The sequence below is a fragment of the Amycolatopsis rifamycinica genome (genome assembly GCF_000695625.1).
GTDB lineage: Bacteria > Actinomycetota > Actinomycetes > Mycobacteriales > Pseudonocardiaceae > Amycolatopsis > Amycolatopsis rifamycinica.
Genome location: NZ_JMQI01000014.1, coordinates 105,053 through 129,917 on the forward strand (window position 1 = coordinate 105,053; position 24,865 = coordinate 129,917).

25 protein-coding genes are annotated in these 24,865 nt (G+C 70.6%); 14 read left to right on the top strand and 11 right to left on the bottom strand.

The genetic code is table 11. The features are described from left to right. The first annotated feature begins 1 nt into the window (after nt 1). The 3 genes from DV20_RS07265 to DV20_RS07275 are packed head-to-tail and all read left to right on the top strand — an operon-like array spanning nt 2 to nt 2,392. Nucleotides 2-751, top strand: a complete 750-nt coding sequence (locus DV20_RS07265; protein ID WP_043777555.1) for a hypothetical protein — start codon at nt 2-4, stop codon at nt 749-751. Further along, nucleotides 748-1,362, top strand: a complete 615-nt coding sequence (gene dcd, locus DV20_RS07270; protein ID WP_043777557.1) for a dCTP deaminase — start codon at nt 748-750, stop codon at nt 1,360-1,362. The genes DV20_RS07265 and dcd overlap by 4 nt, the downstream gene beginning before the upstream one ends. Then, complete coding sequence (locus tag DV20_RS07275; RefSeq protein ID WP_043777558.1) at nt 1,346-2,392, top strand: thiamine-phosphate kinase; 1,047 nt, start codon at nt 1,346-1,348, stop codon at nt 2,390-2,392. The genes dcd and DV20_RS07275 overlap by 17 nt, the downstream gene beginning before the upstream one ends. Here DV20_RS07275 and DV20_RS07280 read toward each other — a convergent pair. The 4 genes from DV20_RS07280 to DV20_RS07295 all read right to left on the bottom strand — a co-directional run bounded on the left by DV20_RS07280 (nt 2,389) and on the right by DV20_RS07295 (nt 4,658). Beyond that, nucleotides 2,389-2,895, bottom strand: coding sequence for a hypothetical protein (locus DV20_RS07280; protein WP_043777813.1), 507 nt, complete (start codon nt 2,893-2,895; stop codon nt 2,389-2,391). The genes DV20_RS07275 and DV20_RS07280 overlap by 4 nt on opposite strands. Nucleotides 2,896-3,005: 110 nt before the next feature. After that, entirely contained in the window at nt 3,006-3,272 is a 267-nt protein-coding gene (locus tag DV20_RS07285) for a hypothetical protein (RefSeq protein ID WP_043777560.1), read from the bottom strand. Nucleotides 3,273-3,350: 78 nt separating this feature from the next. Continuing rightward, nucleotides 3,351-4,013 (bottom strand): Crp/Fnr family transcriptional regulator, encoded by a 663-nt coding sequence (locus DV20_RS07290; RefSeq protein ID WP_043777561.1) that lies wholly within the window; start codon nt 4,011-4,013, stop codon nt 3,351-3,353. Nucleotides 4,014-4,040: 27 nt separating this feature from the next. Then, a complete protein-coding gene (locus DV20_RS07295; protein ID WP_043777562.1) occupies nt 4,041-4,658 on the bottom strand; it encodes a nucleotidyl cyclase domain-containing protein in 618 nt (205 codons plus the stop codon). Between the two features lie 245 nt (nt 4,659-4,903). On the opposite strand from DV20_RS07295, the gene DV20_RS07300 reads away from it, so the two are divergent. After that, nucleotides 4,904-5,953: a helix-turn-helix domain-containing protein gene (locus tag DV20_RS07300; protein ID WP_043777563.1), complete on the top strand. Its 1,050-nt coding sequence runs from the start codon at nt 4,904-4,906 to the stop codon at nt 5,951-5,953. Between the two features lie 41 nt (nt 5,954-5,994). Then, a complete protein-coding gene (locus DV20_RS07305) occupies nt 5,995-7,125 on the top strand; it encodes a hypothetical protein (RefSeq protein ID WP_152603643.1) in 1,131 nt (376 codons plus the stop codon). Here DV20_RS07305 and DV20_RS07310 read toward each other — a convergent pair. From DV20_RS07310 to DV20_RS07320, 3 genes are all read right to left on the bottom strand, one after another. Further along, nucleotides 7,070-7,627, bottom strand: coding sequence for a GNAT family N-acetyltransferase (locus tag DV20_RS07310; protein WP_235190731.1), 558 nt, complete (start codon nt 7,625-7,627; stop codon nt 7,070-7,072). The two genes, DV20_RS07305 and DV20_RS07310, sit on opposite strands and share 56 nt — an antisense overlap. 76 nt (nt 7,628-7,703) lie before the next feature. Further along, nucleotides 7,704-9,548 carry an ArnT family glycosyltransferase gene (locus DV20_RS07315; RefSeq protein ID WP_051735829.1) on the bottom strand — a complete coding sequence of 615 codons (1,845 nt, stop codon included), beginning with the start codon at nt 9,546-9,548 and terminating at the stop codon, nt 7,704-7,706. 4 nt (nt 9,549-9,552) lie between these two features. Then, on the bottom strand, nt 9,553-11,085 hold the full coding sequence (locus DV20_RS07320; RefSeq protein ID WP_043777564.1) for a sensor histidine kinase: 1,533 nt from the start codon (nt 11,083-11,085) through the stop codon (nt 9,553-9,555). Between the two features lie 187 nt (nt 11,086-11,272). Between DV20_RS07320 and DV20_RS07325 the strand changes: the two genes are divergently transcribed. Then, a complete protein-coding gene (locus DV20_RS07325; protein WP_043777567.1) occupies nt 11,273-11,782 on the top strand; it encodes a hypothetical protein in 510 nt (169 codons plus the stop codon). A 6-nt stretch (nt 11,783-11,788) separates the two neighbouring features. On the opposite strand, the gene DV20_RS07330 is transcribed toward DV20_RS07325, so the two are convergent. Beyond that, the gene (locus DV20_RS07330) at nt 11,789-13,888 is read right to left on the bottom strand and encodes a fatty acid desaturase (RefSeq protein ID WP_043777569.1); all 2,100 of its coding nucleotides are present in this window, start codon (nt 13,886-13,888) and stop codon (nt 11,789-11,791) included. Between the two features lie 138 nt (nt 13,889-14,026). Here DV20_RS07330 and DV20_RS07335 point away from each other — a divergent pair, with 138 nt between their 5' ends. The 7 genes from DV20_RS07335 to DV20_RS07365 all read left to right on the top strand — a co-directional run bounded on the left by DV20_RS07335 (nt 14,027) and on the right by DV20_RS07365 (nt 20,573). After that, a complete protein-coding gene (locus tag DV20_RS07335; protein ID WP_043777571.1) occupies nt 14,027-14,617 on the top strand; it encodes a TetR/AcrR family transcriptional regulator in 591 nt (196 codons plus the stop codon). Between the two features lie 188 nt (nt 14,618-14,805). Beyond that, entirely contained in the window at nt 14,806-16,185 is a 1,380-nt protein-coding gene (gene tig / locus DV20_RS07340) for a trigger factor (RefSeq protein ID WP_043777574.1), read from the top strand. 138 nt (nt 16,186-16,323) lie between these two features. Further along, a complete protein-coding gene (locus DV20_RS07345) occupies nt 16,324-16,929 on the top strand; it encodes a ClpP family protease (RefSeq protein ID WP_013228512.1) in 606 nt (201 codons plus the stop codon). Nucleotides 16,930-16,953: 24 nt separating this feature from the next. Then, nucleotides 16,954-17,610, top strand: coding sequence for an ATP-dependent Clp protease proteolytic subunit (locus tag DV20_RS07350; RefSeq protein ID WP_043777576.1), 657 nt, complete (start codon nt 16,954-16,956; stop codon nt 17,608-17,610). Between the two features lie 230 nt (nt 17,611-17,840). Continuing rightward, entirely contained in the window at nt 17,841-19,136 is a 1,296-nt protein-coding gene (gene clpX, locus DV20_RS07355) for an ATP-dependent Clp protease ATP-binding subunit ClpX (RefSeq protein ID WP_004562779.1), read from the top strand. A gap of 52 nt (nt 19,137-19,188) precedes the next feature. Continuing rightward, nucleotides 19,189-19,599 (top strand): hypothetical protein, encoded by a 411-nt coding sequence (locus DV20_RS07360; protein ID WP_043777578.1) that lies wholly within the window; start codon nt 19,189-19,191, stop codon nt 19,597-19,599. Between the two features lie 53 nt (nt 19,600-19,652). After that, the gene (locus DV20_RS07365) at nt 19,653-20,573 is read left to right on the top strand and encodes a sensor histidine kinase (RefSeq protein ID WP_043777580.1); all 921 of its coding nucleotides are present in this window, start codon (nt 19,653-19,655) and stop codon (nt 20,571-20,573) included. A gap of 129 nt (nt 20,574-20,702) precedes the next feature. On the opposite strand, the gene DV20_RS07370 is transcribed toward DV20_RS07365, so the two are convergent. Together DV20_RS07370 and DV20_RS07375 are read right to left on the bottom strand one after the other, a co-directional pair. Beyond that, nucleotides 20,703-21,656 (bottom strand): alpha/beta hydrolase, encoded by a 954-nt coding sequence (locus DV20_RS07370; protein WP_043777582.1) that lies wholly within the window; start codon nt 21,654-21,656, stop codon nt 20,703-20,705. A 77-nt stretch (nt 21,657-21,733) separates the two neighbouring features. Continuing rightward, nucleotides 21,734-22,441 carry a TetR/AcrR family transcriptional regulator gene (locus DV20_RS07375; protein ID WP_043777585.1) on the bottom strand — a complete coding sequence of 236 codons (708 nt, stop codon included), beginning with the start codon at nt 22,439-22,441 and terminating at the stop codon, nt 21,734-21,736. Nucleotides 22,442-22,512: 71 nt separating this feature from the next. On the opposite strand from DV20_RS07375, the gene DV20_RS07380 reads away from it, so the two are divergent. After that, nucleotides 22,513-23,967 carry a carotenoid oxygenase family protein gene (locus DV20_RS07380; protein WP_043777588.1) on the top strand — a complete coding sequence of 485 codons (1,455 nt, stop codon included), beginning with the start codon at nt 22,513-22,515 and terminating at the stop codon, nt 23,965-23,967. 43 nt (nt 23,968-24,010) lie between these two features. Here DV20_RS07380 and fdhD read toward each other — a convergent pair whose 3' ends face one another. Further along, nucleotides 24,011-24,835: a formate dehydrogenase accessory sulfurtransferase FdhD gene (fdhD, locus tag DV20_RS07385; RefSeq protein WP_043777591.1), complete on the bottom strand. Its 825-nt coding sequence runs from the start codon at nt 24,833-24,835 to the stop codon at nt 24,011-24,013. Nucleotides 24,836-24,865 lie beyond the last annotated feature (30 nt).

The window sequence follows — 24,865 nt, forward strand, 5'->3', positions numbered from 1 at the left end:
GATGAGCACGACACCGAGGGTCGTCGCCGACGACCACGACTTCCCGCGACAGCTCGCGGAAGCACTGCGCGGCACCGGGTCCCAGCCCCGGCTGACCGAGCTCGCCGCGGCGGCCGAGTACGTCCGCACCGCCCGTGACGCGTTCGCCGCGTGGCTGCGCGACCTGGCTGCCGACGACGCGGCGGTCGCCGAGATCGCGAAACGCTCGTACTGGCATCCGAACGGCTTCGCGAAGATCGTCCTCCACACCGGCGTCGAGCCGGAGTTCCGCGTCCGCCTGCACGTCTGGCCACGCAGCGATACGCCGTCCCGTGGCGAGAGCAACCCGCACAGCCACCGCTGGGAGTTCGCCTCGCACGTCCTGGCCGGAACCGGGATGCACATGGTCGAGTTCGAAGAGACGGCCGAGGGCGGCAAGCCCTTCCGGCGGTACCGCTACGGCACCGACCCCGCGAACCCGGCGGCCCTGACCGCCGACGGCGAGGTGCGGCTCAAACGCCGGGCGGTACCGCACGTGCAGGGCGGCGACGTCTACACCTGCGACACCGCGATCGTGCACACGGTGCGGCCCATCGACGCCGGGCTCACCGCGACGGTCGTGGTCCAGGGACCCCGGCGGACACCCACCACGGTCGTCTACTGCGAGCCGGGGGAAAGCGATGACCAGCCCAACTTCGACCTCACGGAGGCCGACTTCCACCAGCTCGTGACCGCCGTGCGGGCGAGCCTGGACAACGGGGGCGCACCATGACGTCCGTGGAGCCGCGGAACCGGGTGGGAGAGCGGAGCCGGCCGGGCATTTTGACCGATCGGGCCATCCGGCGCGCCATCGGCACCGGCGAGCTGCGCGTGGATCCGTTCGATGCCGCGCTGGTGCGGCCGGCCGCACTCAGCCTGCGGCTCGGGCACGAGGCGTTCACGCTGGTGACCTCCGGTCCGGTCGACGTCGCGGACCGCTCGACCCACCCCGAGCTCGTCGCGAAGGAGCCGGACGGACACGGGCGGCTGAGCGTCGAGCCGGGTGAGGTGGTGCTCGCGCCGACGCTGGAGAAGATCGGCCTCTCGGGCAACCTGGCCGGCCTCGTCGACGGCACCAGCGACTACGCGCGGCTCGGGATCAGCGTCGTGCTGTGCGGGCAGGTCAGCCCGGGCTTCGGGCACGAGACGGGCGCAGTGCTCACGCTGGAGATCGTCAACCACCTCCGGCACCCGGTCCTGTTGTATCCCGGCGCGCGCATCTGCAACTTGATGCTGTTCGCTTCGACCGGGAGCGAGCGGCCCTACGGCGCCATGCCGCACAACTATTCGAGCGACCACGCGGTGGTCGCGTCTCGATTGGCGGATCATGTCCGGTACCAGTGAGCTGTGCCTCGGCGACCTGGGTGAGCGCGGCATCCAGGAGCACGTCCTGCGGCCGCGCTACGAAGGCACGGAAGGCTTCGGCGACGACAGCGCCCTGCTCGGTGCGGTGAACGCCCCCAGCGAGCTCGTCGCGACGACCGACAGCTGTCCGACGCCGCTGGTGAACCTCCTGCGCGAGCCCGACCTGTACCACGCGGGCTGGCTGCTGGCGACGATCAACCTCTCCGACCTGGCCGCCGCCGGGGCCGAGCCGCTGGGACTGGTCGCCGGCTACACCCTGCCGAAGACGACCACGGTCACGTCCTTCGAACGGCTGCTCGACGGCGTCGACGATTGCTGCGCGGCGCACGGCACGAAGGTCGTCGGAGGCGACATCCGGGACGGTGCCGTGCCGCAGCTGACCGCCACCGCGATCGGCAGGTGCGTTCCGGGCAGCAGGCTGCGGCGGTCCGGAGCCCGCGCCGGGGACCGCCTGCTGCTGGCCGGATCCCCCGGCTACCTCTGGGCCGCCGCCCTGCTGGAGACCGGGCAGGCGACGCTCCCGGAGCCGGACCGCTCGGAGGTCTGGCACCGCGCCTGCCGTCCGATGGCCCAGCTGAAGGCCGGGCGGGTGCTGGCCGCCACCGGACTCGCGCGGGCGGCGATGGACGTCTCCGACGGCCTGTTCGCCACGGTCCGCTCACTGTGTGAAGCGAACGGCCTCGGCGCGGCGATCACCGAAGAGTTCACCCTCGACGAACGGCCGGCTTCGGTGGCCCGGCAGTGCGGGTTGACGCCGTTCGCCCTCGCCCAGACCTGGGGCGACTGGGGTCTCGTCGTCGCGGTCCGGGCCGAGGACGTCGAGGTGGCCACGAAGGCCCTGCGCGGAGAAGGTGTTGCGGCGCAGGAAATCGGGACACTCACGTCGGACGGCGAGCTCACGAGGGGAACGGCTCCCTGGCGGGGAATCGCCCAGGAGCGGTTCTCGGCCAGTTCCTGGCACGGCGGCGAACTGTCCACATTGATCACCGACGTGCTGGGCGCGGCTTAGCTGTGGGCGCGTAGGGGAACCACGTTGCTCGGGAGCGCCCGGCTCAGTTCTCGCGGGCCGTCGGTCGGGCTGATGGTCAGCGTCACGAAGCTCGCGTACTTCGGGTGGCGGTCGACGTAGACCGCCGGGACAGAGCACGCCGCGGCGAGGGCGGTGCGTTGGCGGTGCAACGGCTCGAACGCCTCGCGGCCGAACAGCGACACGACGATGTCACCCCCGCGCGGCCGCGACCACAGGATCGCCGGACGGCGACCGCCGGGCAGCCGCAGCAGCGGGAACGCCGCGCGCAGCCGGTGCTGGAGCCGGACGGCCCGGATCCGCTCCCGCACCTGGCGCCGCCGCAACACCGCCAGCCCGAGTGCCGCGGCGAGGGCCACCGACGTCCACAGCGGCCCCGACCACAGCGCGAACGCCACCACGGCGTAGGGCAGCAGCGTCACCACCAGGATTTCCCACCGCCAGTGGTAAAGCCGGACGGCGAACGATGCCTGCCTGCTGGTCATTTCCGTGCTCCTTCCGGTGAGCCGGCGACGGAGGACGCCGCCGAAGTGTCGCAAGAGACGTCCGGCGCCGACGCCCAGCACGAGGGTCGTGACGATCGCCAGGCCGGATGTCATGTCGGAATCCGGTTCTTCGGGGTGGGCTGCCGGTCGCGGTCGCGGCCCAGCAGCCAGGTCCAGCGCCACGCCGCCCAGAGCGCGACGACGGATCCCAGCAGGACTATCGCGAAAGCCTGGCCCAGCAAGCCTTCGAGGGGCGCCAGCCGCAACAGCACCAGCAGCGCCCAGACCTGCGAAGCGGTGAACGGGATGACGAGCCAGGCTGCGTAGACGCCCCGGCGCCAGCGGCTGCGGCGTGGTGCTGTCGCGTACGGTTCCATGAGTGCCCTCCTCCTCGGGAATCCAGCAAACCTCCGGCTCGCGCCGGGCTTTGTGTCATCCGGCACAGAGCGCGGGATTCACCGCGCCAGCCGGCGAAGTTCAGCCGGGCGGTGGATCGTCACCCGTCTCCGGCCGGTGCTGATGACCCCGCGCTGCCGGAGTTCCCGGGTCGCACGGGCCCAGGATTCGCGGGACATCGCCGCCGTCATGGCGAGTTCGGCCTGCGTGGCCGGAATGGCGATTTCCACGTGGTCGCCCTGCCGCATGCCGTACTGGACGGCAAGCTGCATCAGCTGCGCCGCGACGCGACGGATCGCGGAGCCGCCCGTCATTTCGAGCCATTGGCGGCCGACGTCGCGCAGACGCGCGGCCAACACCAGCACGAGCGCCCAGGAGATCTGTGCGTCACCTTGGCACAGTGCCGCGAACCGGCTGCCGGAAACCTCGAGGGCTTCGACGTCCACCAACGCCTCGACCGTGGCCGATCGCGAGCGGTCATCGATCGCGGCGAGCTCGCCGACGATGTCACCGGCCCCGCGGACGCCTACGACCACTTCCCGGCCGTCGGGTGTGACCTTCGTGATCCGCACATGTCCGGACAGCAGCATCAGCACGTTCCTCGCCGGATCGCCTTCGCGGCAGAGCCGGTCGGCCCGGCGGAAAGTCCGCGGGGTGGCCAGCGCGTCCAGCGCCTCGCGGCCGTCATCGCCCAGCAGGGCCAGAAATCCGTCGCCGTGCATTCGCGTGCCACCTCCCCAGGGGCTCGGCTATGCGGTCAGGCCTTCTCCGGGTGCTCTCGCCTCGGGCGTGTAGAGCCAGCCGCGCAGCCGTTCTTCGCCGAGCTTGAAGTGGACGGCTTGTGTGAAGGCGCTGCGATCGATGCCGGGATAGCCGTGCCGGACGACCGAGCGGTGAAACTCCTGCGAGACGGCCAGCGCGAGCGGCTCGGCGGTCTCGTGCAGGTGTCGTTTGAGCTCGGGCGAGTCGACCAGCCGGCAGGCGATGTCGACGTCCTCGCCGTAGGAGGTGCGAGCGTCCCGGTGCACCTCACCGGCATGCACGGCGACGCGCAACCGGAAGGCGAGCTCCGGCCGTGATTCGGCGTGCTTGACGAGGAGCTCGGCGAGCCGGGGGACCACAGCGGTGAGCAGGAGCGTCTTGGGGAGCTGATCGTACGGCCGGATCAGGCACAGGGCCCCGTCTCCGCGGTCGACGAACTCATCACGGTGTTTCCGGCCGATCCTGCCGGCGGCGAGGGCTTCGTCGAGCAGCTCGAAGAGAGCGCTCCGGAGCTGGGTACGCACCGAGTTCGTCGTGTGGGTCGACCCTTCGATGTCGACCGCCATGATGGCCCGGTGCCGGGGTATGTCCGCTGAGGTGTCCATGGCCCGCTCCTGGCTTCAGGTCGGAACTGAAGTTCAGTCGACTTGACTGTAGAACTCTGATACCCGTCGGCAGCGGGGGCCATGCGGGTTGTTATCGCTTCGGTGCTTTGGGTGTTCACCGTTCAGGTAGGTTCAGCGCCGACGACGGTGTGTCGGATGTAACTGCACAGGTAGGCAGGGTTAAAGTCCTTGCCCTTACCTACCTGTACTGAACTACACTGAACTTCCCTGAAGGGGGGCCAGTCATGTCCCCAGCGGAGCCGCGGCCTGCGCTCGCGCGTCGTCTGCGCGCGCTGAGGGAGGGCGCGGGCATCACTCAGGCTCAGCTCGCCCAAGCCCTCGGCGAGGGCAGGCCGCTCAGTACCGGGCTCATCTCATCGTGGGAGAACACCCAAAGGCCGGTCACCCCGCCGGTCCATCGGTTGAAGGCATACGCAACACTGTTCGCTCGCCCGTTGAACATGGACGGCGACACCGTCCTCCCTGTCAAACAGCTGACGGACGAAGAGCAAGTAAGCCGCAAGGACCTGCTGGCCGAGTTGCTCTGGCTGCGTGACGGACGAGAGACCATCGAGCCGGCTCCGATCCGGACGGACTTCTGGCAGTTCGGGGCGGACGAGGACATCACCATCGTCTGTGCGCAGCTCCCGGAAGAGTACCGGCAGCATTTGACCTACGCGGACCCCGAGAACGCCGACTACGTCTTGCTGTACACCTACGCCGATCCGGACGCCTTGATCGAACTGTTCGGTCACATTCGGTCACGTAACCCTGACAACAGGGTCAGGTTTTTGACCGCCGGCGAGCTGAAGGCCGACGACTACACGGCGCACCTGGTCCTGCTCGGCGGCGTGGACTGGAACACCGTGACGAAGGACGTGATCGAGCGCGTCGACCTCCCGGTCGAGCAAGTCAGCCGCGAGGCCGAACCGAGGAACAACGGTTTCCGTGTAAAGCGCGGGGGCGAGACGCGGCTGTTCTCGCCACGGCTTGACAAAGGTGGACATCTGCTGGAGGACGTGGCCCACCTTTACCGAGGGGTGAGTCCGTTCAATCCGCGGCGCACCGTTACGGTGTGCAACGGCATGTACGGTCGCGGCACGCTTGGCGCGGTGAGAGCCCTCACCGACGCCCGGTTCCGCGACCAAAACTGGGCATATCTGCAGGATCGCTTCGGCGACGCGGAAACGTTCAGTGTCATCAGCCGTGTGCCCGTCGTCGGCGGGCAAGGGCTCACCCCAGACTGGACTGTCGAGGAGAACAGGTTGCACGAGTGGCCCGAGGCCGGCGCGTAATGCCGGGGCAGCACGTTACGCACCGCCATCTGCTGACTCGGGTGGACCCCCAGAATGCCCCGCGGGCGAAGTTGGATGCGATCGTTGTGCCGAATGGCCGTCCGCCGGTTTACCTGAAACAAGCCATTGACGCGGCGGTTCGTCTGGGTGCGCACCTGTTGTTGCTGTGCAGCCTGCGAGCCAACGCCAATAACGCTGCCATCCAAGCGAGACGTGCCGGCGCTCGGGTCACAGCAATCGATGTGCGGCGATTGCCTGCGTGGGGCATACCCGCGTTCGAGACTGATCAGTTGCTTAGCCGCTCCCGGGAGCACCACCGGAAGGTCGATACCAGCCTGAAGCGGAACTTGGGGTTGTCCATCGCGGCTCTCGCGGGGTGGAAGCGAATCCTCTTCCTCGATGACGACATCGAGTTGCCCGACCTGGAAGATCTCGGGGTGGCGGCGGGGGCGCTCGGCGAACACGCGGTCGTCGGGCTCGAGAACGGTGGCATGCCGGACAACTCCGTGGTGTGTCACGCACTCCGGGACATCGGTGTCGATCAGGCCACCTTCATCGGCGGCGGCGCGCTCGCCGTCGGCGAGGACGCCTTTGATTCGTTCTTTCCCAACATCTACAACGAGGACTGGTTCTTTCTGCTGGACGGGATGGGGTTGCGGCCATCGGCTGTTACCGGCCTGGCGACGCAAAAGCCCTATGATCCCTACCGCGACGCCGATCGCGCCCGTGGTGAAGAACTGGGAGACACCCTCGCCGAAGGGGTGTTCGGCCTACTTGACCGGGGGCTCGGCCTGAATGAGGCCGACGAGAAGTACTGGCGCGGCTTTCTTCCTGACCGGCGGCAGATCATCAAGCACACCGTCGAACGCGTGGAATCGTCGACGATCGAATCGGCCCAGAAGGCGCGGATGATTGTCGCGCTGAAGGCGGCGATCGGGCGCAGCTACCTCATTGAGCCGGAGCTCTGCGTCAAGTACCTGCAGGCTTGGCAGGTGGACAACGTCCGCTGGCGCGATCACATGTCCAAATCCCGCCACGATGTTGTGAGCTTCGAAGATGCGCTTGTGAGCCTCGGCATCGACCCCTCCCGTATCCACTGGGGCGTGGAGCACCGGATCAGAAACGGCGCGAAGCGCCGATCGAACGAATCTCGGCCCTCGGTACGGGCATGACCGGCAGCAAATCCTTGACCAAGACGTGACACAGCTCGGCTTCCTCGTGGATACGGCCGTCCGGCGTGGTCGTCAACGCGTAGCAGACGACCTCGCCGTGGCCCCAGTCCACATAACCCAGCCGGTGGTACAGCCGCGCCGCTCGGGTGTTGTCGGTCCGGACCGCCAATGCGACCCGCCCGTATCCTTCCTCCATCAAGTAACGCTCGACCGTGGCCACCAATGCGCTCCCGATGCCGCGGTTGCGCAGCTCCCTGTGCACCTCCAGATGGGTCAGCAACGGTACGCCGGGCAGGTGCCCGCGGATCGGCTCCTCCTCCGCTCGCTCCAGCCACACGTAGACGTCTCCGGCCGGGCGGTCGCCCAGCCAGGCGACGAACAGGGTGCCCAGGCCGTTCCGCTGCCGGTGTAGCCGGTCGATGAAGAATGCGTGATCGCCCAGGGCTCTCGCGAACGGAAACACATCATCTGCGCGGGCCGGCCTGAAGTCGGGCTCGGTCACGGCAGGCACTCCTGTTCGCCGGGGCACCACCATTTTGCCGGACGCGACAGCCCTTTGACCAGGGAACTTTCGTCGGTCAGCCGGTCGCCGTGAGATCGTAGACCGTGACACCGTCCACAGTAGACGAGGGGAAGTGCGCCGCCACCCACTCGGCGATCTGCTGGGCCGCGTCCGAGCCGCTCGATCCCGGCATCGTCATGCCCTCGCCCAGGAAATAGTGGATTCGGCCCTCCGAAACGTACTGCTGGAACTGCTCCACCGTCGGATACGGATCGGTCCCGTTGAAACCACCCACCGCCATCACCGGCGCTCGGCTCGCCAGCTGGTAACCCGCCGCCGCGTTGGACAGCACCGTTGCCGCCGTCCATGTGTAGCGAGACGCGTCCTGCTGGAGCAACGCCGTGAGCTGAGCGCCCGGTGAAGTCGTCGAAAGCAGCGAACCCGGGCCACGGCCGCCGCCGGGAGCGCGGCCGCCGAAGCCTGATGACGGGCCTGCCGACGGGATTGCGCCGCTGTGCGTTGTGGCCGCCGTGGCCAGCGTGTACGCCCCGGTGCCGGTCAACAAAACCACCAGGGAAGACGCGGCGACAAACGAAGCCGCCCGGTGGGTCAAGTGCGGCGCGAAGAACAGCGCCACCGCCGCCAGGAGGCCACCCACCAACACCGTCGGAGCCAGCCACGGCTGCCATGACGAGCCCAGCAGCAGATACGCCGTGAGCGCCGTCAACGCCACTCCGCCGCTGAGCAGGCCCGAGGCCGCCGGGTGGGCGCGCAGGCGCCACAGCTGGACCGCCGCCGTGCCCACCAGCGCCGCCACCGCCGGGGCCAAAGCCACCGTGTAATACGGGTGGATGATCCCGCTCATGTAACTGAAGACAAGGGCCGTCACCAGCAGCCAGCCGCCCCACAAGACCAGGGCGGCTCGGGAGGCGTCCGTGCGCGGGGCGCGGCGGGTGAACCACAGCCCCGCGCCCAGTGCCAGCAGTGCCGCGGGGAGCAGCCACGCGATCCCGCCCGCCATCTCGCCGCCGAACAGACGGGTCAGGCCGGTCGCACCCCAGCCGCGGCCGGTACCACCGCCCACGCTGCCGACCTCGTCGCCGGTGATGCGCCCGAAGCCGTTGTAGCCGAAGATCAATTCCCACAGTGAGTTCGTCTGTGAACCGCCGATGTAAGGCCGCGAAGCCGCCGGCCACAGCGCGACGACCACGAGGTACCAGCCCGCCGCCACCAAAACCGACACCAACGCGCCGAACAGGTGCAGCAGCCGCTTGCCGAGCGACACCGGGGCAGCGACGAGGTAAGCGAGCGCGAAGGCGGGCAGCACCAGGAACGCCTGCAGCATCTTCGCCAGGAAGCCGAAGCCGATCGCCACGCCGGCCAGCGCCAGCCAGCGCGGGCTCGCCTTCTCGCACGCGCGCACCACGCAGTACGCGCCCGCCACCAGCAGCAGCACCAGCAGCGCGTCCGGGTTGTTGAACCGGAACATCAGCGCCGCCGCGGGTGTCAGGGCCAGCACCAGGCCCGCGACGAGCCCGGCCGCCGGACCGGACGTGCGGCGGACCGTCGCGGACAGCAGCCAGACCGAGCCCACGCCCATCAGCGCCTGCGGCACCAGGATGCTCCACGCGTTGACGCCGAACAGCCGCGCCGACAGGCCCATCACCCACAGCGCGGCCGGGGTCTTGTCGACCGTGATCGCGTTGGCCGCGTCACTCGAGCCGAAGAACAGCGCCTTCCAGCTCTGCGAGCCCGCCTGCGCGGCCGCCGAGTAGAACGCGTTGGCCCAGCCGGAGGCGCCGAGGCCCCACAGGTAGAGCACGGCGGTCCCGAGCAGCAGGACAGCCAAGGCCGGGAGCCAAGACGGGCGAACCGGTGTTGACGGGGGCACAGCGGTTTCGCGGGTCGCGAGAACGGTCATGACGTCAGCTTCCGGTGCCCAGCTGGGGCCGGGTTGTGCCGATGCTGTGCACGCGCTGTGCGGGCACCGCCACGGGGATGCGCACCGCGAACTCCGTCCGGCCCGGCCGGCTGTGCACCTCGATCGTGCCGTGGTGGGCGACGACGACGGCGGACGCGATGGCCATCCCGAGCCCGGTGCTGCCGGCCTGGCGGGAGCGTGACGAGTCGCCGCGGGCGAACCGCTCGAAGACGTCCGGCAGCAGGTCCGGTGCGATGCCCGGGCCGTCGTCGGTCACCGTGAGCACGGCGCTGCCGTCGGCCGACCGGGCCAGCGCCGTCACCACCGTCGTGCCCGGCGGGGTGTGCGTGCGGGCGTTCGCCAGCAGGTTGGCCAGCACCTGGTGCAGGCGCTGGACGTCGCCGTGCACGAGGACCGGGTCCGGCGGCAGCTCCAGCAGCCACCGGTGCCCGCGCCCGGCGACCCGGGCGTCGCCGACGGCGTCGGCGACCAGCCGGGTGAGGTCGACGTCGCGCACGTCCAGGGGGCGGCCCGCGTCGAGCCGGGCCAGCAGCAGCAGGTCCTCGACCAGCGCCGTCATCCGGACGGCCTCGGACTGGATCCGGCCCATCGAGTGCGCGACGTCCGGCGGCACCAGCGCGCTGCCGCGGGCGGCCAGCTCGGCGTACCCGCGGATCGCGGCCAGCGGCGTGCGAAGCTCGTGGCTGGCGTCGGCGACGAACTGCCGGACCCGGATTTCGCTGTCGTGCCGCGCTTCCAGCGCCTGCGCCACGTGGCCGAGCATCAGGTTCAGCGCCGAGCCGACCTGGCCGACCTCGGTGCGCGGGTCGGTGTCGCCCTCGGGGACGCGGATGGACAGCGCGACCTGGCCGCGGTCGAGCGGCAGCTCGGTGACGCGCCCGGCGGTGGCCGCGACCCGCTCGAGCGGGCGCAGCGTGCGGCGGACCGCGAACGCGCCGAGGAAGGCCGCGCCGAGCACGCCCGCGGCGGCCACGCCGAACAGGATCAGCCCGACCGTGAGCAGCGTGTCGGTGACCGGCTTCATCGGCAGGCCGGTGACCACGACGTCGGACGTCCCGGCGACCGGCAGCGCCATCAGGCGGTACTCGCCGAGGTCGTCGAAGGACAGCGTGTGCGGTTTGCCGTCGGCGGGCACCGACAGCATGACGGCCTGCTGATCCGGCGTGAGGTACAGCCGTCCGCCGTGCTCGGAGATGCTGTCGTCGTGGACGAGCTGCCGGCCGGAGAAGGTGCCGCTGACCGTGCCGACGTTCTGCCCGAGCGGGTGCTGGCCCAGGTCCTGCGGCGGCGGGCCGCCGTTCGGCCGGGCGTTGCTCGCGAAGACGAGCGAGCGGCCGGCCGCGGCCGAGAGCTGCTGGTCGATCTGGCGGGTGAGGAAGAGGTCGAGCGCGAGCTCGCTGACCACCCCGACGATCAGGCACACCACGGTGAGCAGCACGACCATCGATCCGGTCAGCTTCGCGCGCAGCGGAAGCCGCCCCCGGCGGGGACGTGGCGGGACGGTTCGCGCGGCCATGGATCCAGCGTCCGTCCGCGCTGTGTGTGCGGCTTGTGCGCTGCCTGTGAAGCGGCTGTGCGGTGACCGGCCGGTGGCGCGATGTCCGGTTTTCCGGTCACAGGAACGGCTGACGGCAGGCACAGTCCGCACACAGCGAGCGCCTCCACCGTGGATCCCACCGAAGGATCACGTTGAGGAGCACCACATGACCACACCGCAGGCACCGTCCACTCCGGACCAGACGTGGGGCGCGCCGTCCCCGAAGCAGGCTTGGTCCCCCGGCAGGAAGATCGCGGCGGGCGCCGTCGCGGCGGTGATCGTGGCCGGCGGGGGAGCGGCGATCTGGGCGGCTTCGTCGTCGGCGGCCACCGACGCGCAGGCCGGGCCGGGCGGACCGACCGGCGGCATGCCGGGCGGTTCGGGACCGGCCCTGCACGGCGAGTACGTGGCGTCCGACGGCAACGGCGCCTACGTCACGAAGATCATGCAGACGGGCGAGGTGACGGAGCTGAGCGCGACGTCCCTGACCGCGAAGAGCGAGGACGGCTTCTCGAAGACGTACACGATCACGTCCGAGCAGGCGACGGGCCTCGCGGCGGGCGACACGGTCACGGTGGTGGCGACGGAGTCGGGCAGCACGGCGACGGCGACCTCCGTGACGGACGGCGAGGCGGGACCGCGAGGTCAGGGCACACCGCCCACCCACACCGGCTGACCGGGGTCAGCGGTGGTCGTAGTCGACCGTGACCGCCGGGGTCGTCGCGCGGGAGCGGCACGTCAGGATCCGGCCCGTCGCCACGTCGTCCTCCGTCAGCGCGTACCGGACGTCCATGTCGACCTGGCCGTGCACCAGTGTCGCCCGGCATGTGCCGCACGCGCCGCCCGTGCACGAGTACGGCACCTCGTACCCCGCCCGCAACGCCGCGTCCAGCACCGTCTCCCCGGCTTCGGCCGTGACGCACGTCGTCGTGCCGCCCAGCGTCACCGCCACCGTCGCCGGGGTGCCCGCCGGGTCGCGCAGGGGCGCGGCGCCGCGGAACAGTTCGAAGTGGACGTTCTCCTCCGGGACGTCGGCGTCGGCCAGGGTGCGGCGGGCCAGCTCCGTCAGGCCGCGGGGCCCGCAGAGGAACCACTCGTCGACCTTCGCCGGGTGCAGCCGGTTCTGCAGCAGCGCGCGCAGGCGCGTGGAGTCGAGCCGCCCGCGCTGGTAGCGCACGTGCGAAATGGCGAGCGCCTCGCCGACCGTGTCGAAGTGCCGCGGCCGGTGCGCGTGCAGGTCCGGGTCGCGCTCGTCGGTGCGGTAGTGGACGACGTGCAGCCGGCCGCCGAAGCCCTCGGCGAGCGCGCTCAGCTCCGCCGCGAACAACGTCGTCGCGCCCGACGTGTTGACGTACAGCAGCGTCGCCCGGCTGTGCGGCTCCGCGCTCAGCGTGCTGACCAGGATGGACAGCACCGGCGTGATGCCGCTGCCCGCGGCCAGCGCCACGTAGTGCGCGGTTCGCGCCGGATCCGGGGCGTGCGTGAACGAGCCGGAGGGCGGCAGGACGTCCAGGGAGTCGCCCGCGGCCAGCGTCGTGGTCGCGAAGCCGGAGAAGGCCCCGCCGGGCCGCCGCTTCACCGCGATCCGCAGCTCGCCCGAGTCCGCCGGCGCGCAGATCGAGTACGTCCGCCGCACGGCCTGGCCGTCGACCACGGCGCGGACCGCCACGTGCTGGCCGGGCGAAAAGCGGAACTCCGGCGCCAGGTGCGGCGGGACGTCGAAGGTGATCGCGACGGCGTCCGCGGTCAGCGGCCGGACTTCCCGCACCCGCAGCCGGTGGAACCGGCTCGGGCGCGCGAGTCCCGGCGGCTCGGGGCACGGCTCGTGGTCGCCGAGGTCGTCGGCCGGCCGCCGCCACGCGCGGTACTCCGCCGGCGTCAGCTCCCGGCCCCATGCCGTGATGATCGGGACGTCGCGGGCGAGGTACGCGTCCCGGTTGTCCCGCCACGCCCGCAGGTAGCGGTAGAACGGCACGGCGGGGTGCAGGTGGTGCACCAGGTGGTAGTTCTGGAACAGCATCATCGGCGTCATCAGCCACTCCAGGCCCACCCGCACCCGCGTGGTGCCGAACTTGTCGCGCGGCTCGGCGGCGGGCAGGCCGTGGTGCGGCAGCCAGTCGAACCACCACGCCAGCACCGCCAGCCCGATCCGCTGCGGGAGCAGGTAACCCAGCAGCAGCTCCCGGCCGTGCCCGAAGGCGATCAGCGTCGCGGCCGCGAAGAACGCCAGCGACAGCAGCACGATCGATTCCGCCCGTTCCGTCGCCGGGCGGGTGCGGGCGCGCGCGGTGTAGAAGCGCGCGTACCAGAAGTCGATGGTGAGCCAGCGGAACGGCAGCGACCACCAGGCTCCCTGCGACGTCCACGCGTCGGGATCGGTGTGCGAGTCCGCGTTCGTGTTCCGGTGGTGTTCACTGTGGATGAACCGGAGCAGCGGAAATGACGCGTACGCCGCGACGAACGGCATCGCCAGCCGCCCGAGCACCTCGTTGACCCATGTCAGCTTTCCTGCGGCGTGGTGGGCGGATTCGTGCACCACGGTGAACATCGTGAAGGTGACGATCGCGTGCAGCGTCACGGTGTAGACCGGCGGCGCGATCCCCGCCAGCAGCAGCCAGGTCGCCGTGGCCCACAGGGCGGCGCCGCCGGCGAACAGCAGGAGCGTCGGCACCGAAAGGCGGGGCAGCGGGATGCGCGGCGAGGGCACCGGGCGCGGGGACGGCACGCCGGCCGCCGCCGAGGGCGTCCGGGAGCCGCGCGGCGGGGTATCGACGACGGGCATCGAGCGGTCTCCTCGGTCGAGAAGCTCCTGGCGAGGCGGGAGTCACCGTAGACAACCCGCCCGGCTTTGTAAACGTTGTGCCACGTCCCGAAAAAAGGTCCCGGCCAGCCGAACGCAAGCGGTGGGTAAGCTGCCCATGTGAAGGCCGTCACCCGTCCTGTCCCGGTGCGCACCCGGGACCGTCTGCTGGACGCGGCCGCCGACCTGATCGCCGTCGACGGCTGGGCCGCGGTGACGATGGGCAAGCTGGCCGCGCACGTCGGCGTCAGCAGGCAGACCGTCTACAACGAACTCGGCTCGAAGGCCGAGCTGGCCGAGGCGCTGGTGCTGCGCGAAACCGAGCGCTTCGCCGAGCGGGTGACCGAGGTCGTCGCCGCCCACCCCGGCCGCCCGGTCGACGGCATCACCGCGGCCTTCCGTCAGACCCTCGAAGCCGCCAGGGCCAACCCGCTCATCCTGATCGCGCTCGGCTGCCCGACGGGCGGCCGCGACGACTTCCTCCCGCTGCTGACCACCCGGCCCGAGGGCGTGCTCGAACGCTCGGTGGACGCCGTGGCGGCCCTGCTGGCGCGGTGCTACCCGGAGGTGGGGCTGACGCTGTCGGAGTGGCGGGTCGCGGTCGAGGCGTTCGTCCGGCTGCTGCTGTCCCACCTCGTGCAGCCCAGCGGCTCGGCGGCGCACGCGAGCGGCCAGATGCGCTGGGTGATCGGCCGGATGCTGGGCGCCTGACGCCGCGGGCGGTTCCGGGGCGCGGAGCGCCGGGTGATCGGCCGGATGCCGGGCGCCTGACCTCGCGGGTGGCCCCCGGCCCGGTGGCGGAGGCCACTGGCCTAGACTCGGACGTCCCGGTCCGAAGCGACCAGGGGCCATTTCCGCAGGATTGTCCACCACAATCGTTACCGCTCGAGGAGAAGACCTTGAAGAGCACCGTCGAGCAGCTCAGCCCGACGCGAGTCAAGATCAATGTCGAGGTGCCGTTCGACGAGCTCAAGCCGAACTTCGACCGCGCCTACCGCAAGATCGCCCAGCAGGTGCGCATCCCGGGCTTCCGGCCCGGCAAGGCGCCCGCTCGCGTCCTGGAAAGCCGGATCGGGCGCGGCCCGGTGCTCGACGAGGTCGTCAACGAGGCCATCCCGGCCAAGTACATCGAGGCCGTCCGCGCGAACGAGGTCCGCACGCTCGGCAACCCCGAGTTCGACGTGACCAAGCTCGAGGACCGCGACGTGCTCGAGTTCACCGCCGAGGTCGACGTGCGCCCGGAGATCGAGCTGCCCGACCTCGACGGCTTCGCGATCACCGTCGACGACGTCGAGCTGACCGACGCGGAGGTCGACGAGCAGCTCGACGAGCTGCGCGCCCGCTTCGGCACGCTGACCGGCGTCGAGCGCCCGGCCGAGACCGGCGACTTCGTCTCGATCGACCTGTCCGCCACCGTCGACGGCGAGGCCGTCGAGGAGGCGAGCACCACCGGCCTGTCCTACGAGATCGGCTCCGGCCAGCTCGTCGACGGCATCGACGAGGCGATCGTCGGGGCCAACGCCGGCGAGACCAAGACGTTCACCACCCAGCTCGTCGCCGGTGAGCACGCCGGCAAGGACGCCGAGGTGACCGTGACCGTCCAGTCGGTCAAGACCCGCGAGCTGCCCGAGGCCGACGACGAGTTCGCCCAGATGGCCAGCGAGTTCGACACGATCGAAGAGCTGAAGAACGACCTGCGCGAGCGGCTCGGCCGCGTCAAGAAGATGCAGCAGGGCGTCCAGGCCCGCGACAAGGTGCTCGACGAGCTCCTGGAGCGCACCGAGGTGCCGATCCCGGAGAAGGTGCTCGACGCCGAGATCGAGAACCGCAAGCACGACGCGATCCACCCGTTCGACCACGACGAGGCCCAGTTCGCGAAGGCCCTCGAGGCCGAAGGCCGCACGCTCGAAGAGTTCGACGCCGAGACCCGCACCGAGTCGGAGAAGGCCGTCCGCACGCAGCTGCTGCTGGACACCATCGCCGACAAGGAAGAGGTGTCGGTCAACGACGGCGAGCTCACCGAGCGGATCATCTACCAGGCCCAGCGCTTCGGGATCAGCCCGGACGAGTACGTCCAGCGCGCCCAGCAGTCCGGCCAGCTGACCGCGATCTACGCCGACGTGCGCCGCGGCAAGGCCCTCGCCTCGGTCGTCCGCAAGGCGACCGTGACCGACGGCTCCGGCGCCGAGGTCGACCTCTCGGAGCTGTTCGGCACCGACGAGCCGGCAACCGAGGAGACGCAGGTCACCGACGAGACGGCGAAGACTCCGGCGGAGTGAAGCTGTGAGCGAACTTGGGCGGTGTCAGGCATTCTGCACCGCCCAAGTTCGTTAGGGTCGGATACAAGATCTCAAGCATCTGAAACGACAGCGGTGGCCGTCAGCATGGGGCCGCCGCCGGCGAAAAGGCAGGCAGACGTGACGCAGCACACGCCCGAGGCGCGGACCGGCACCGCAGGGCTCACCCTCACCGACTCGGTGTTCGAGCGATTGCTCCAGGAGCGCATCGTCGTCCTCGGTTCCGAGGTCAACGACGAGATCGCGAACCGCATCACCGCGCAGCTGTTGCTGCTCGACGCCGACGACGCCGAGTCCGACATCCGCTTCTACATCAACTCGCCGGGTGGCTCGGTCACCGCCGGGTTCGCCATCTACGACACCATGCAGCTCATCCGCCCGGACGTCGCGACGTACGCGATGGGCATGGCGGCCTCGATGGGGCAGTTCCTGCTCTCCTCGGGCACGCCGGGCAAGCGCTACGCGCTCCCGCACGCCCGCATCCTGATGCACCAGCCCTCGGCCGGCGTCGGCGGTACGGCCTCGGACATCGCCATCCAGGCCGACCTGTTCAACAAGTGGAAGCGCGAGCTGGCGCAGATCACCGCGGACCAGACCGGGCAGACGGTCGAGCAGATCATCAAGGACGGCGACCGCGACCGCTGGTTCACCGCGCAGGAGGCGAAGGACTACGGGTTCGTGGACCACGTCCTGACCGCCGACATCGCCCGTCCGGGCTCCCGCTGAGCCGAAGCACCAAGGAGACTTTCGATGAGCAACTTCAGGCTCCCGGGTGATGACTTCCGGGCTCCGAACCTCCCCCAGTCGCGGTACATCCTCCCGTCGTACGTCGAGCGCACCAGCTACGGCGTCAAGGAGTCGAACCCGTACAACAAGCTGTACGAAGAGCGCGTCATCTTCCTCGGCGTGCAGGTGGACGACGCGTCGGCCAACGACGTGATGGCCCAGCTGCTGCACCTCGAGCACGAGGACCCGGACCGCGACATCCTGGTCTACATCAACTCGCCGGGTGGCTCGTTCACCTCGCTGATGGCCATCTACGACACCATGCAGTTCGTCCGCCCGGACATCCAGACGTACTGCCTCGGCCAGGCCGCCTCGGCCGCCGCGGTGCTGCTGTCGGCCGGCACGCCGGGCAAGCGCTACGCGCTGCCGAACTCGCGCGTGCTGATCCACCAGCCGGCCACCGAGGGCACCTACGGCCAGGTCTCCGACCTGGAGATCCAGGCGAACGAGATCCAGCGCGTGCGGCGCCAGATGGAGGTCATCCTGGCGAAGCACACGAACAAGGACCCGGACCAGATCCGGACCGACATCGAGCGCGACAAGATCCTGACGGCCGAGGAGGCCAAGGCGTACGGCATCATCGACGAGGTGCTGCCGTACCGGAAGGCGTCGGCGCTCTAGATCCGCCAGGCCGGTGTGTGTCGAGAAGACGACACACACCGGCATCCTGGTTTAGGGTCGTCCTCTGACGTGCTCCCGGAACTCGCGGGTGTTCCCGCTCGCGGCATCGGACGGGTACCGTCAGTGGCAATGCGTGAGGCTCGCACCCGGTCACCTGTGACCGGCGGGTCGCACCGTCGCAACACAGTCAGGCGCGGAAACCCGCGCCGGAGGGGACGAGGTCAACGGCCATGGCACGGATCGGTGACGGCGGAGACCTGTTGAAGTGTTCTTTCTGTGGGAAGAGCCAGAAGCAGGTGAAGAAGCTCATTGCCGGCCCCGGGGTCTACATCTGCGATGAGTGCATCGACCTCTGCAATGAGATCATCGAGGAGGAGCTGGCCGAAGCCGGCGACGTGAAGCTCGACGAGCTGCCGAAGCCCGCCGACATCCACGAGTTCCTCGAGCAGTACATCATCGGTCAGGAAGACGCCAAGCGGACCCTCGCGGTAGCGGTCTACAACCACTACAAGCGGATCCAGGCGGACGACAAGGCCGGGCCGAAGGACTCCAAGGAGGAGTCGGTCGAGCTCGCCAAGTCCAACATCCTGATGCTCGGTCCCACCGGGTGCGGCAAGACCTACCTGGCGCAGACGCTCGCGAAGCTGCTGAACGTGCCGTTCGCCATCGCGGACGCCACGGCGCTGACCGAGGCGGGCTACGTCGGCGAAGACGTCGAAAACATCCTGCTCAAGCTCATCCAGGCGGCGGACTACGACGTCAAGCGGGCCGAGACCGGGATCATCTACATCGACGAGGTCGACAAGATCGCCCGCAAGAGCGAGAACCCGTCGATCACCCGCGACGTCTCCGGCGAGGGTGTCCAGCAGGCGCTGCTGAAGATCCTCGAGGGCACCACCGCCTCGGTGCCGCCGCAGGGCGGCCGCAAGCACCCGCACCAGGAGTTCATCCAGATCGACACGACGAACGTGCTGTTCATCGTGGCCGGCGCGTTCGCCGGGCTGGAGAAGATCATCAACGAGCGCGTCGGCAAGCGCGGCCTCGGCTTCGGCGCGGAGATCCGCACCAAGTCCGAGATCGAGGAGAGCGACGTCTTCTCCGACACCATGCCGGAGGACCTGATCAAGTTCGGGCTGATCCCGGAGTTCATCGGCCGCCTCCCGGTCGTGGCGACGGTGAACCACCTGGACAAGGACTCGCTGGTCAACATCCTGACCCAGCCGCGCAACGCCCTGGTGAAGCAGTACAAGAAGCTCTTCGAGATGGACAACGTCGAGCTCGAGTTCACCAAGACCGCGCTCGAGGCCATCGCCGACCAGGCGGTCCTGCGCGGGACCGGTGCCCGCGGGCTGCGTGCGATCATGGAAGAAGTGCTCCAGCCGGTGATGTACGACATCCCGAGCCGCGACGACGTGGCGAAGGTCGTCATCACCGAGCAGACCGTCCGGGAGAACGTGAACCCGACGATCGTCGCCCGGCAGCCGACGCGGCGCGCGCGCAGCGAGCGCGGCGAGAAGTCGGCCTGACGCGCCGGGCGTCTCCGGGCCGCCCGGTCCGGAGACCCGACAGGAAAGCTGAATGACTGCTGATTCCTTCCCGGGTTCCGGGGCCGCTCCGGGCGGCGGCGTGCAAGCGCCGGCGCCGCCGGCCCCGGAACCCGCCGGGACCACCCCGGCCGGGCGGGTCCTGGGGTTTCGCGAGCTGAGCGAACGCGTGATCGCGTCCGCCGCCGACCGGTACCCGTGGCTGCCCCGGGTGCTGATGGGCATGCTGGCCGTGTTCACCGGCACGTGCGTCGTCGCCGTCGTGTCCCGGCTGTCGCCCTTGCCGCTGATCCCCGTGCCGTTGTTCGTCGTCGCGGCCTACGGCCTGCGGCAGGCCCGCGGCGTGACCGAGCGGCGTCAGCTGTTCAACTGGGTGCTGCTCTTCGGGGTGGCGACCATGGTCGGGTTCTGGCTGATCGCGGTCGTCGGCCGTTGGGTGGAGTGAAGTACCGGCGTCCGGCGGGTTTGCGGACGTCCGCGGTGGGGTAAGTCAATCCCGTGGTAGATGCCCTCAGACCGTTCCGGCATCCGGCACTTTTCTATCGCGGCGACACCGAGTACCTGGACGGTGTCATTCCGTTCCTGCTCGAAGGACTCGATCGGGGCGAACCTGCGGCCGTCGCCGTTCCCGGCCGCAACCTGCTGCTGATCGAGAAGGCTCTGGAGGACCGGGCGACCGAAGTCCGGCTGATCGACATGCAGCGGGCGGGCCGCAACCCCGGCGCCATCCTGCCCTCGGTGCTGCACGCCTTCGCCGGCGAGCACGACGGCCCGGTGCGCATCGTCGGAGAGCCGATCTGGGCCGGCCGCACGGACTCGGAGTACCCGGCGTGCGTGGAGCACGAAGCCCTCATCAACAACGCCTTCGCCGGCCGTGACCTGGCGATCCTCTGCCCGTACGACGTCGGGGAGCTACTGCCGGCGGTGCTGGCCGACGCCGAGCGCACCCACCCGGAGCTGTGGGGGCTGGCCGGGCCGTTCACCAGCTCGCGCTTCGACCCCGACGGCGTCCGCGCGGACTTCACCCTTCCGCTCGAGCCGCCGCCGGGCGCGGTCGAGCGCGGGTTCGACCTCGGGCAACTGGCGTCGCTGCGCGGCTTCGCGGAGATCTGGGCGGCCCGGCACGGCCTGCGCCGTCCCCGCCGCGACGACTTCGCGCTGGCGATCGCCGAGCTGACGACGAACAGCGTGCTCTACGGCGGCGGCACCGGCGTGCTGCGGCTGTGGGCGGAGCCGTCGCAGGTGGTCGGCGAGGTGAGCGACGACGGCACGATCGCCGAGCCGCTGGCCGGCCGCATCCCGCCCGGGGCGGCCACGCTGGGCGGCCGCGGCCTGCTGCTGGTCAACCGCCTGGCCGACCTAGTCCGCACGTACTGGGTCCCGGGCCGCACCACCACCCGCATCCACTTCACCCGCTGACCCGCACCGCCCGGACGACACGCGCACCTGCCCGGACGACACGGCGGCCGGTGCCGGGCGCAGCCGTGTCGTCCGGCTGAGTACGCGTGTCGTCCGTCGGGGTACGCGTGTCGTCCGGCGGGGTACGGGTCAGTCGGCGCGGGGGACGTGCTTGCCGAGGAAGCTGACCAGGCTGGGGACCACCGTGCGGTTGAACGGGTCGCCGTGCCTGCCGTGGGCGGTGTGCGCCACCGCCGGGCGGGCCGCCTCGATGTAGCGGCGGGCGCCGGTGATGAACGAGTCCTCCGTGCCGCACCAGATGCCGTTGGGCACGCCCTTGGTCTCGTCGATGTGCCGCAGCGGGTCGAGGGCCGCCCAGTCCTGGATGCCGGTGAAGATGTGCCGCTTGGCCATCTCCGGCCACGACGTGATCAGCGCCGGGGCCAGCGTCGCGACGGCGGCGGGCGGCTGGCGCCGCTCGACCCGGCGGCGCGTGTACACCAGCGCCCCGAACCCGCCCATCGACACGCCCGTGCAGGCGAACGGCTGCCCGGTGGGACCGGCGAAGCCGCGGGCGCGCAGCCACTGCGGGACCTCCTCCAGCAGCATCGCCATCGGGTCGTCGCCGGGGTGGACCTGGTGCCAGTAGTTGTCGCCGCCGTCGACGGCCACGAAGCCGAACGCCGGGACGGCCTTGCGGGCGACGTCGCTGGCGAGCTGCTTGAGCGTGCCGGTCGGGGCCGCGCTGCGGGCGTTGCCGTGCAGGCCGTGCAGCATGAGCGACATCGGCAGCCCCTTCGGCGGGGTCTTCGACGGCAGGATGAAGACCAGGTCGACCATCCGGCCGCGGGCCGCGGAGTAGACGCGCTCGACGCGGGTGCTGCCCAGCTGGGTCGTCGGGTTCGACGACGTCACGCCGAGCGTCCGCTGCAGGGCCTGGCTGAACGGCAGCTTGCCGGTCGCGGTGCCGACGGCCAGCCCGGTCACGGCCAGCCCGGACGCGCCCGCGATCAGCACCGACCGGCGGCCGATCCACCGCCGGGCGCCCTGGACCGCTCCGGCGACCGCTCCGGCCGGCTCCGCGTCCCCGTTGTGCTCGTTCACCCTGTCTCCATCCCCCTGGCCCCTCCATAAGGACGCCGCGCACCCGCTCCGCGTTCCCCCGCGCCCTGTTCACCGGGTTATTCGTTATCACCCTGCCCGGCGTTTCCGGTCCTCGCCCGCCAAGCCGCCCGCGCGGCCTCGGCCGAGCGCCCGGCCCGGTCCACAGTGTCCCCGAGACCCACCGCCATGGTGATCCCGAGGGGGATCAAAATGTGGTCTATGCCCTGTTCACCGGGGCCGAAGTGGCCCGACGCCTCCAGTGTGACGAATCCGTGCAGCGCGCTCCAGAGCTGGGCCGCGGCCTGGTACTCGTCAGCGGGCCGGAACCGGCCGGCCGCGATGGCCCGCTCGGTCGCCCGGACGATGTGGGCGAAGGCCTCGAGCCCCTCCTGAGCGGCTTCGCGGCCTTCGGCGGTGGTCAGATCGGACAGCGTCGCCCGCTTGCCGCCGGGCGCGGACTGGCCGAACGTCACGGCGAACAGCTGCGGCTGTTCGGCGACCGCCTGCCGGTAGGTGCGGGCCAGGCTGAAGATGTCCGCCACCGGGTCATCGGTTTCGCCGACCTCGGCCAGGGCGGCCGAGAGCCGCAGGAAGCCGGCCCGCGCGACCTCGTCGACCAGCGCGGCCATCCCGCCGAAGTGCGTGTAGACCGCCATCGTCGAGACGCCGACCTCCGCCGCCAGCTTGCGGGCCTGCAGGGCTTCGGGGCCGTTCTCGTCGAGCAGCCGGATGGCCGCCTCGACGAGCCGGGTCTTCACGTCGTTCGCGCGCGGTCTCGGGCTCATGCTTGCCAGTATCCCATAACCCTGTTATACCTGTTTCTATAACCGAGTTATGGAATCCGTGGAGGGGTCACATGGGCAACAAGTTCCTCGAGGGAAACTTCGCCCCGGTCAGCCGGGAGCACACGATCACCGAGCTCGCGGTCACCGGCCGGATCCCGGAGTTCCTCGACGGCCGGTACCTGCGCAACGGCCCCAACCCCCTGTCCGAAGTGGACCCGGCGGCCTACCACTGGTTCATGGGCGACGGCATGGTCCACGGCGTGCGCCTGCGCGACGGGCAGGCCGAGTGGTACCGCAACCGGTGGGTCCGCAACCCCGCCGTCGCGGCGGCGCTGAACGGCGAGGACGCGAGCCGGTTCTGCGGGCTGGACGCGCTCGGTGCCAACACCAACGTCATCGGCCACGCGGGCAAGACCCTCGCCCTGGTCGAGGCGGGCGCGCCGATCTACGAGCTGACCGACGAGCTCGACACCGTCGGCCGCTGCGACTTCGACGGGACGCTCCCGGGCGGCTACACCGCCCACCCCAAGCGCGACCCGCGCACCGGCGAGCTGCACGCCGTCTCGTACTTCTTCGGCATGGGCAACAAGGTCCAGTACTCGGTGATCGACGTGCACGGCCGGGCCCGCCGCACGGTCGACGTCGAGGTCACCGGCTCACCGATGATGCACGACTTCTCGCTGACCGAAAACCACGTCGTCTTCTACGACCTGCCGGTGACGTTCAGCGCCGAGATGGCGGTCGCCGCCAGCGTGCCGGCCGCGCTGCGCACGCCGGCGAAGCTCGTGGTGTCGGCCATGGTCGGCAAGGTCCGGGTGCCCGACCCGGTGACCGCGATGATGGCGGGCAAGATCGGCGCGAACGGCGGCCTGCCGTACCGCTGGAACCCGAAGTACCCGGCGCGGATCGGCGTCATGCCGCGCGAGGGCGGCAACTCCGACGTCCGCTGGTTCGACGTCGAGCCGTGCTACGTCTTCCACCCGCTCAACGCCTACGACGACGGTGACAGCGTCGTGCTGGACGTCGTCCGCCACGCGCGGATGTTCGACCGCGAGCTGCACGGCCCGGACGAGGGCGGCCCGACCCTGGACCGCTGGACGGTCGACCTGGCGGCGGGCAAGGTGCTGGAGGAGCGCCTCGACGACCGCGGCCAGGAGTTCCCGCGCGTGGACGAGCGCCTCGTCGGCCACCGCCACCGCTACGGCTACGCGATGTCGGCCGAGGGCGGCGCGGCCCCCGGCGGCTCACTGTTCAAGCACGACTTCCACACCGGCTCGCGGGCGGAGCGCGCGTTCGGCGCGGGCCGCCAGCCGGGCGAATTCGTGTTCGTCCCCCGCCACGACGAGGCGGCGGAGGACGCCGGCGTCCTGCTGGGTTTCGTCTTCGACCCGGCGACCCAGCGCAGCGACCTGACGATCCTCGACGCGGAAACGCTGGAGACGGTGGCGGCGATCCACCTGCCGGACCGCGTGCCCCACGGCTTCCACGGCAACTGGGTCCCCACCGCACCCGTGTCGACCCTCTGAACACGCGTGTCGACCGTCCGGACACGACGCTCGGCCCGGTCGGCTAGGTCAGGATGCGGTGGTCGCCGGTGTAGAGGTTCATCGAGTCGCCGCGGAGGAAGCCGACGAGGGTCATGCCGTTCTCCTCGGCCAGCTCCACCGCCAGTGACGACGGGGCCGACACCGCGGCCAGCAGCCCGATGCCCGCCATCGCGGCCTTCTGCACCAGCTCGAACGACGCGCGCCCGGACACCAGGAGGCCGTGGCCGGGTGCCGGCACCCGGCCTTCGAGGACCGCCCAGCCGAGGACCTTGTCGACCGCGTTGTGCCGCCCGACGTCCTCGCGGACGACGTCGAGCGAACCGTCCGGGGTGAACAGGGCCGCCGCGTGGAGGCCGCCGGTGCTGGCGAACACCTTCTGGCGGGCGCGCAGCGCGTCCGGCAGGGCGGCCAGCGTCTCGCTCTTCACCGCGAACTCCGCCGACGCGGGGGAGAAGCGGGTGCGGAGCTTGACCGCGTCGAGCGCCGCCTTCCCGCAGACCCCGCACGACGACGTCGTGTAGAAGTTGCGCTCGACCCCGGTGTCCGGCGGCGGGACGCCGTCGGCCAGCGCGATGTCCAGCACGTTGTAGGTGTTGCGGCCCTGGTCGTCGACGCCGTCGCAGTAGCGGGCGACGGCGATGTCCTCCCGGCCGCCGATCACGCCCTCGGACAGCAGGAAGCCGTGGGCCAGCTCGACGTCGTGCCCCGGCGTGCGCATGGTGACCGCCAGCGCGCGGCCGCCGACCCGCAGCTCCAGGGGCTCTTCGGCCGCCAGCGCGTCGGGGCGGCGCCGGTCCCCGGTCGCGGAAATCCGCCGCACCGGCCTGCGCACGGTCACCCTGCCCATCGGCACACCTTTCCCTGCCCGGAAGTTCGA

Excerpts from the sequence above, each read along its gene's own strand:
- fdhD (WP_043777591.1), bottom strand. The coding sequence starts at position 24,835 with ATGGGCAGGGTGACCGTGCGCAGGCCGGTGCGGCGGATTTCCGCGACC.
- DV20_RS07320 (WP_043777564.1), bottom strand. The coding sequence starts at position 11,085 with ATGGCCGCGCGAACCGTCCCGCCACGTCCCCGCCGGGGGCGGCTTCCG.
- DV20_RS07315 (WP_051735829.1), bottom strand. The coding sequence starts at position 9,548 with ATGACCGTTCTCGCGACCCGCGAAACCGCTGTGCCCCCGTCAACACCG.
- DV20_RS07360 (WP_043777578.1), top strand. The coding sequence starts at position 19,189 with ATGACTGCTGATTCCTTCCCGGGTTCCGGGGCCGCTCCGGGCGGCGGC.
- DV20_RS07295 (WP_043777562.1), bottom strand. The coding sequence starts at position 4,658 with ATGGACACCTCAGCGGACATACCCCGGCACCGGGCCATCATGGCGGTC.
- DV20_RS07285 (WP_043777560.1), bottom strand. The coding sequence starts at position 3,272 with ATGGAACCGTACGCGACAGCACCACGCCGCAGCCGCTGGCGCCGGGGC.
- DV20_RS07275 (WP_043777558.1), top strand. The coding sequence starts at position 1,346 with ATGTCCGGTACCAGTGAGCTGTGCCTCGGCGACCTGGGTGAGCGCGGC.
- DV20_RS07350 (WP_043777576.1), top strand. The coding sequence starts at position 16,954 with ATGAGCAACTTCAGGCTCCCGGGTGATGACTTCCGGGCTCCGAACCTC.
- DV20_RS07280 (WP_043777813.1), bottom strand. The coding sequence starts at position 2,895 with ATGACCAGCAGGCAGGCATCGTTCGCCGTCCGGCTTTACCACTGGCGG.
- DV20_RS07300 (WP_043777563.1), top strand. The coding sequence starts at position 4,904 with ATGTCCCCAGCGGAGCCGCGGCCTGCGCTCGCGCGTCGTCTGCGCGCG.
- clpX (WP_004562779.1), top strand. The coding sequence starts at position 17,841 with ATGGCACGGATCGGTGACGGCGGAGACCTGTTGAAGTGTTCTTTCTGT.
- DV20_RS07380 (WP_043777588.1), top strand. The coding sequence starts at position 22,513 with ATGGGCAACAAGTTCCTCGAGGGAAACTTCGCCCCGGTCAGCCGGGAG.
- DV20_RS07290 (WP_043777561.1), bottom strand. The coding sequence starts at position 4,013 with ATGCACGGCGACGGATTTCTGGCCCTGCTGGGCGATGACGGCCGCGAG.
- dcd (WP_043777557.1), top strand. The coding sequence starts at position 748 with ATGACGTCCGTGGAGCCGCGGAACCGGGTGGGAGAGCGGAGCCGGCCG.
- DV20_RS07375 (WP_043777585.1), bottom strand. The coding sequence starts at position 22,441 with ATGAGCCCGAGACCGCGCGCGAACGACGTGAAGACCCGGCTCGTCGAG.
- DV20_RS07325 (WP_043777567.1), top strand. The coding sequence starts at position 11,273 with ATGACCACACCGCAGGCACCGTCCACTCCGGACCAGACGTGGGGCGCG.
- DV20_RS07265 (WP_043777555.1), top strand. The coding sequence starts at position 2 with ATGAGCACGACACCGAGGGTCGTCGCCGACGACCACGACTTCCCGCGA.
- DV20_RS07330 (WP_043777569.1), bottom strand. The coding sequence starts at position 13,888 with ATGCCCGTCGTCGATACCCCGCCGCGCGGCTCCCGGACGCCCTCGGCG.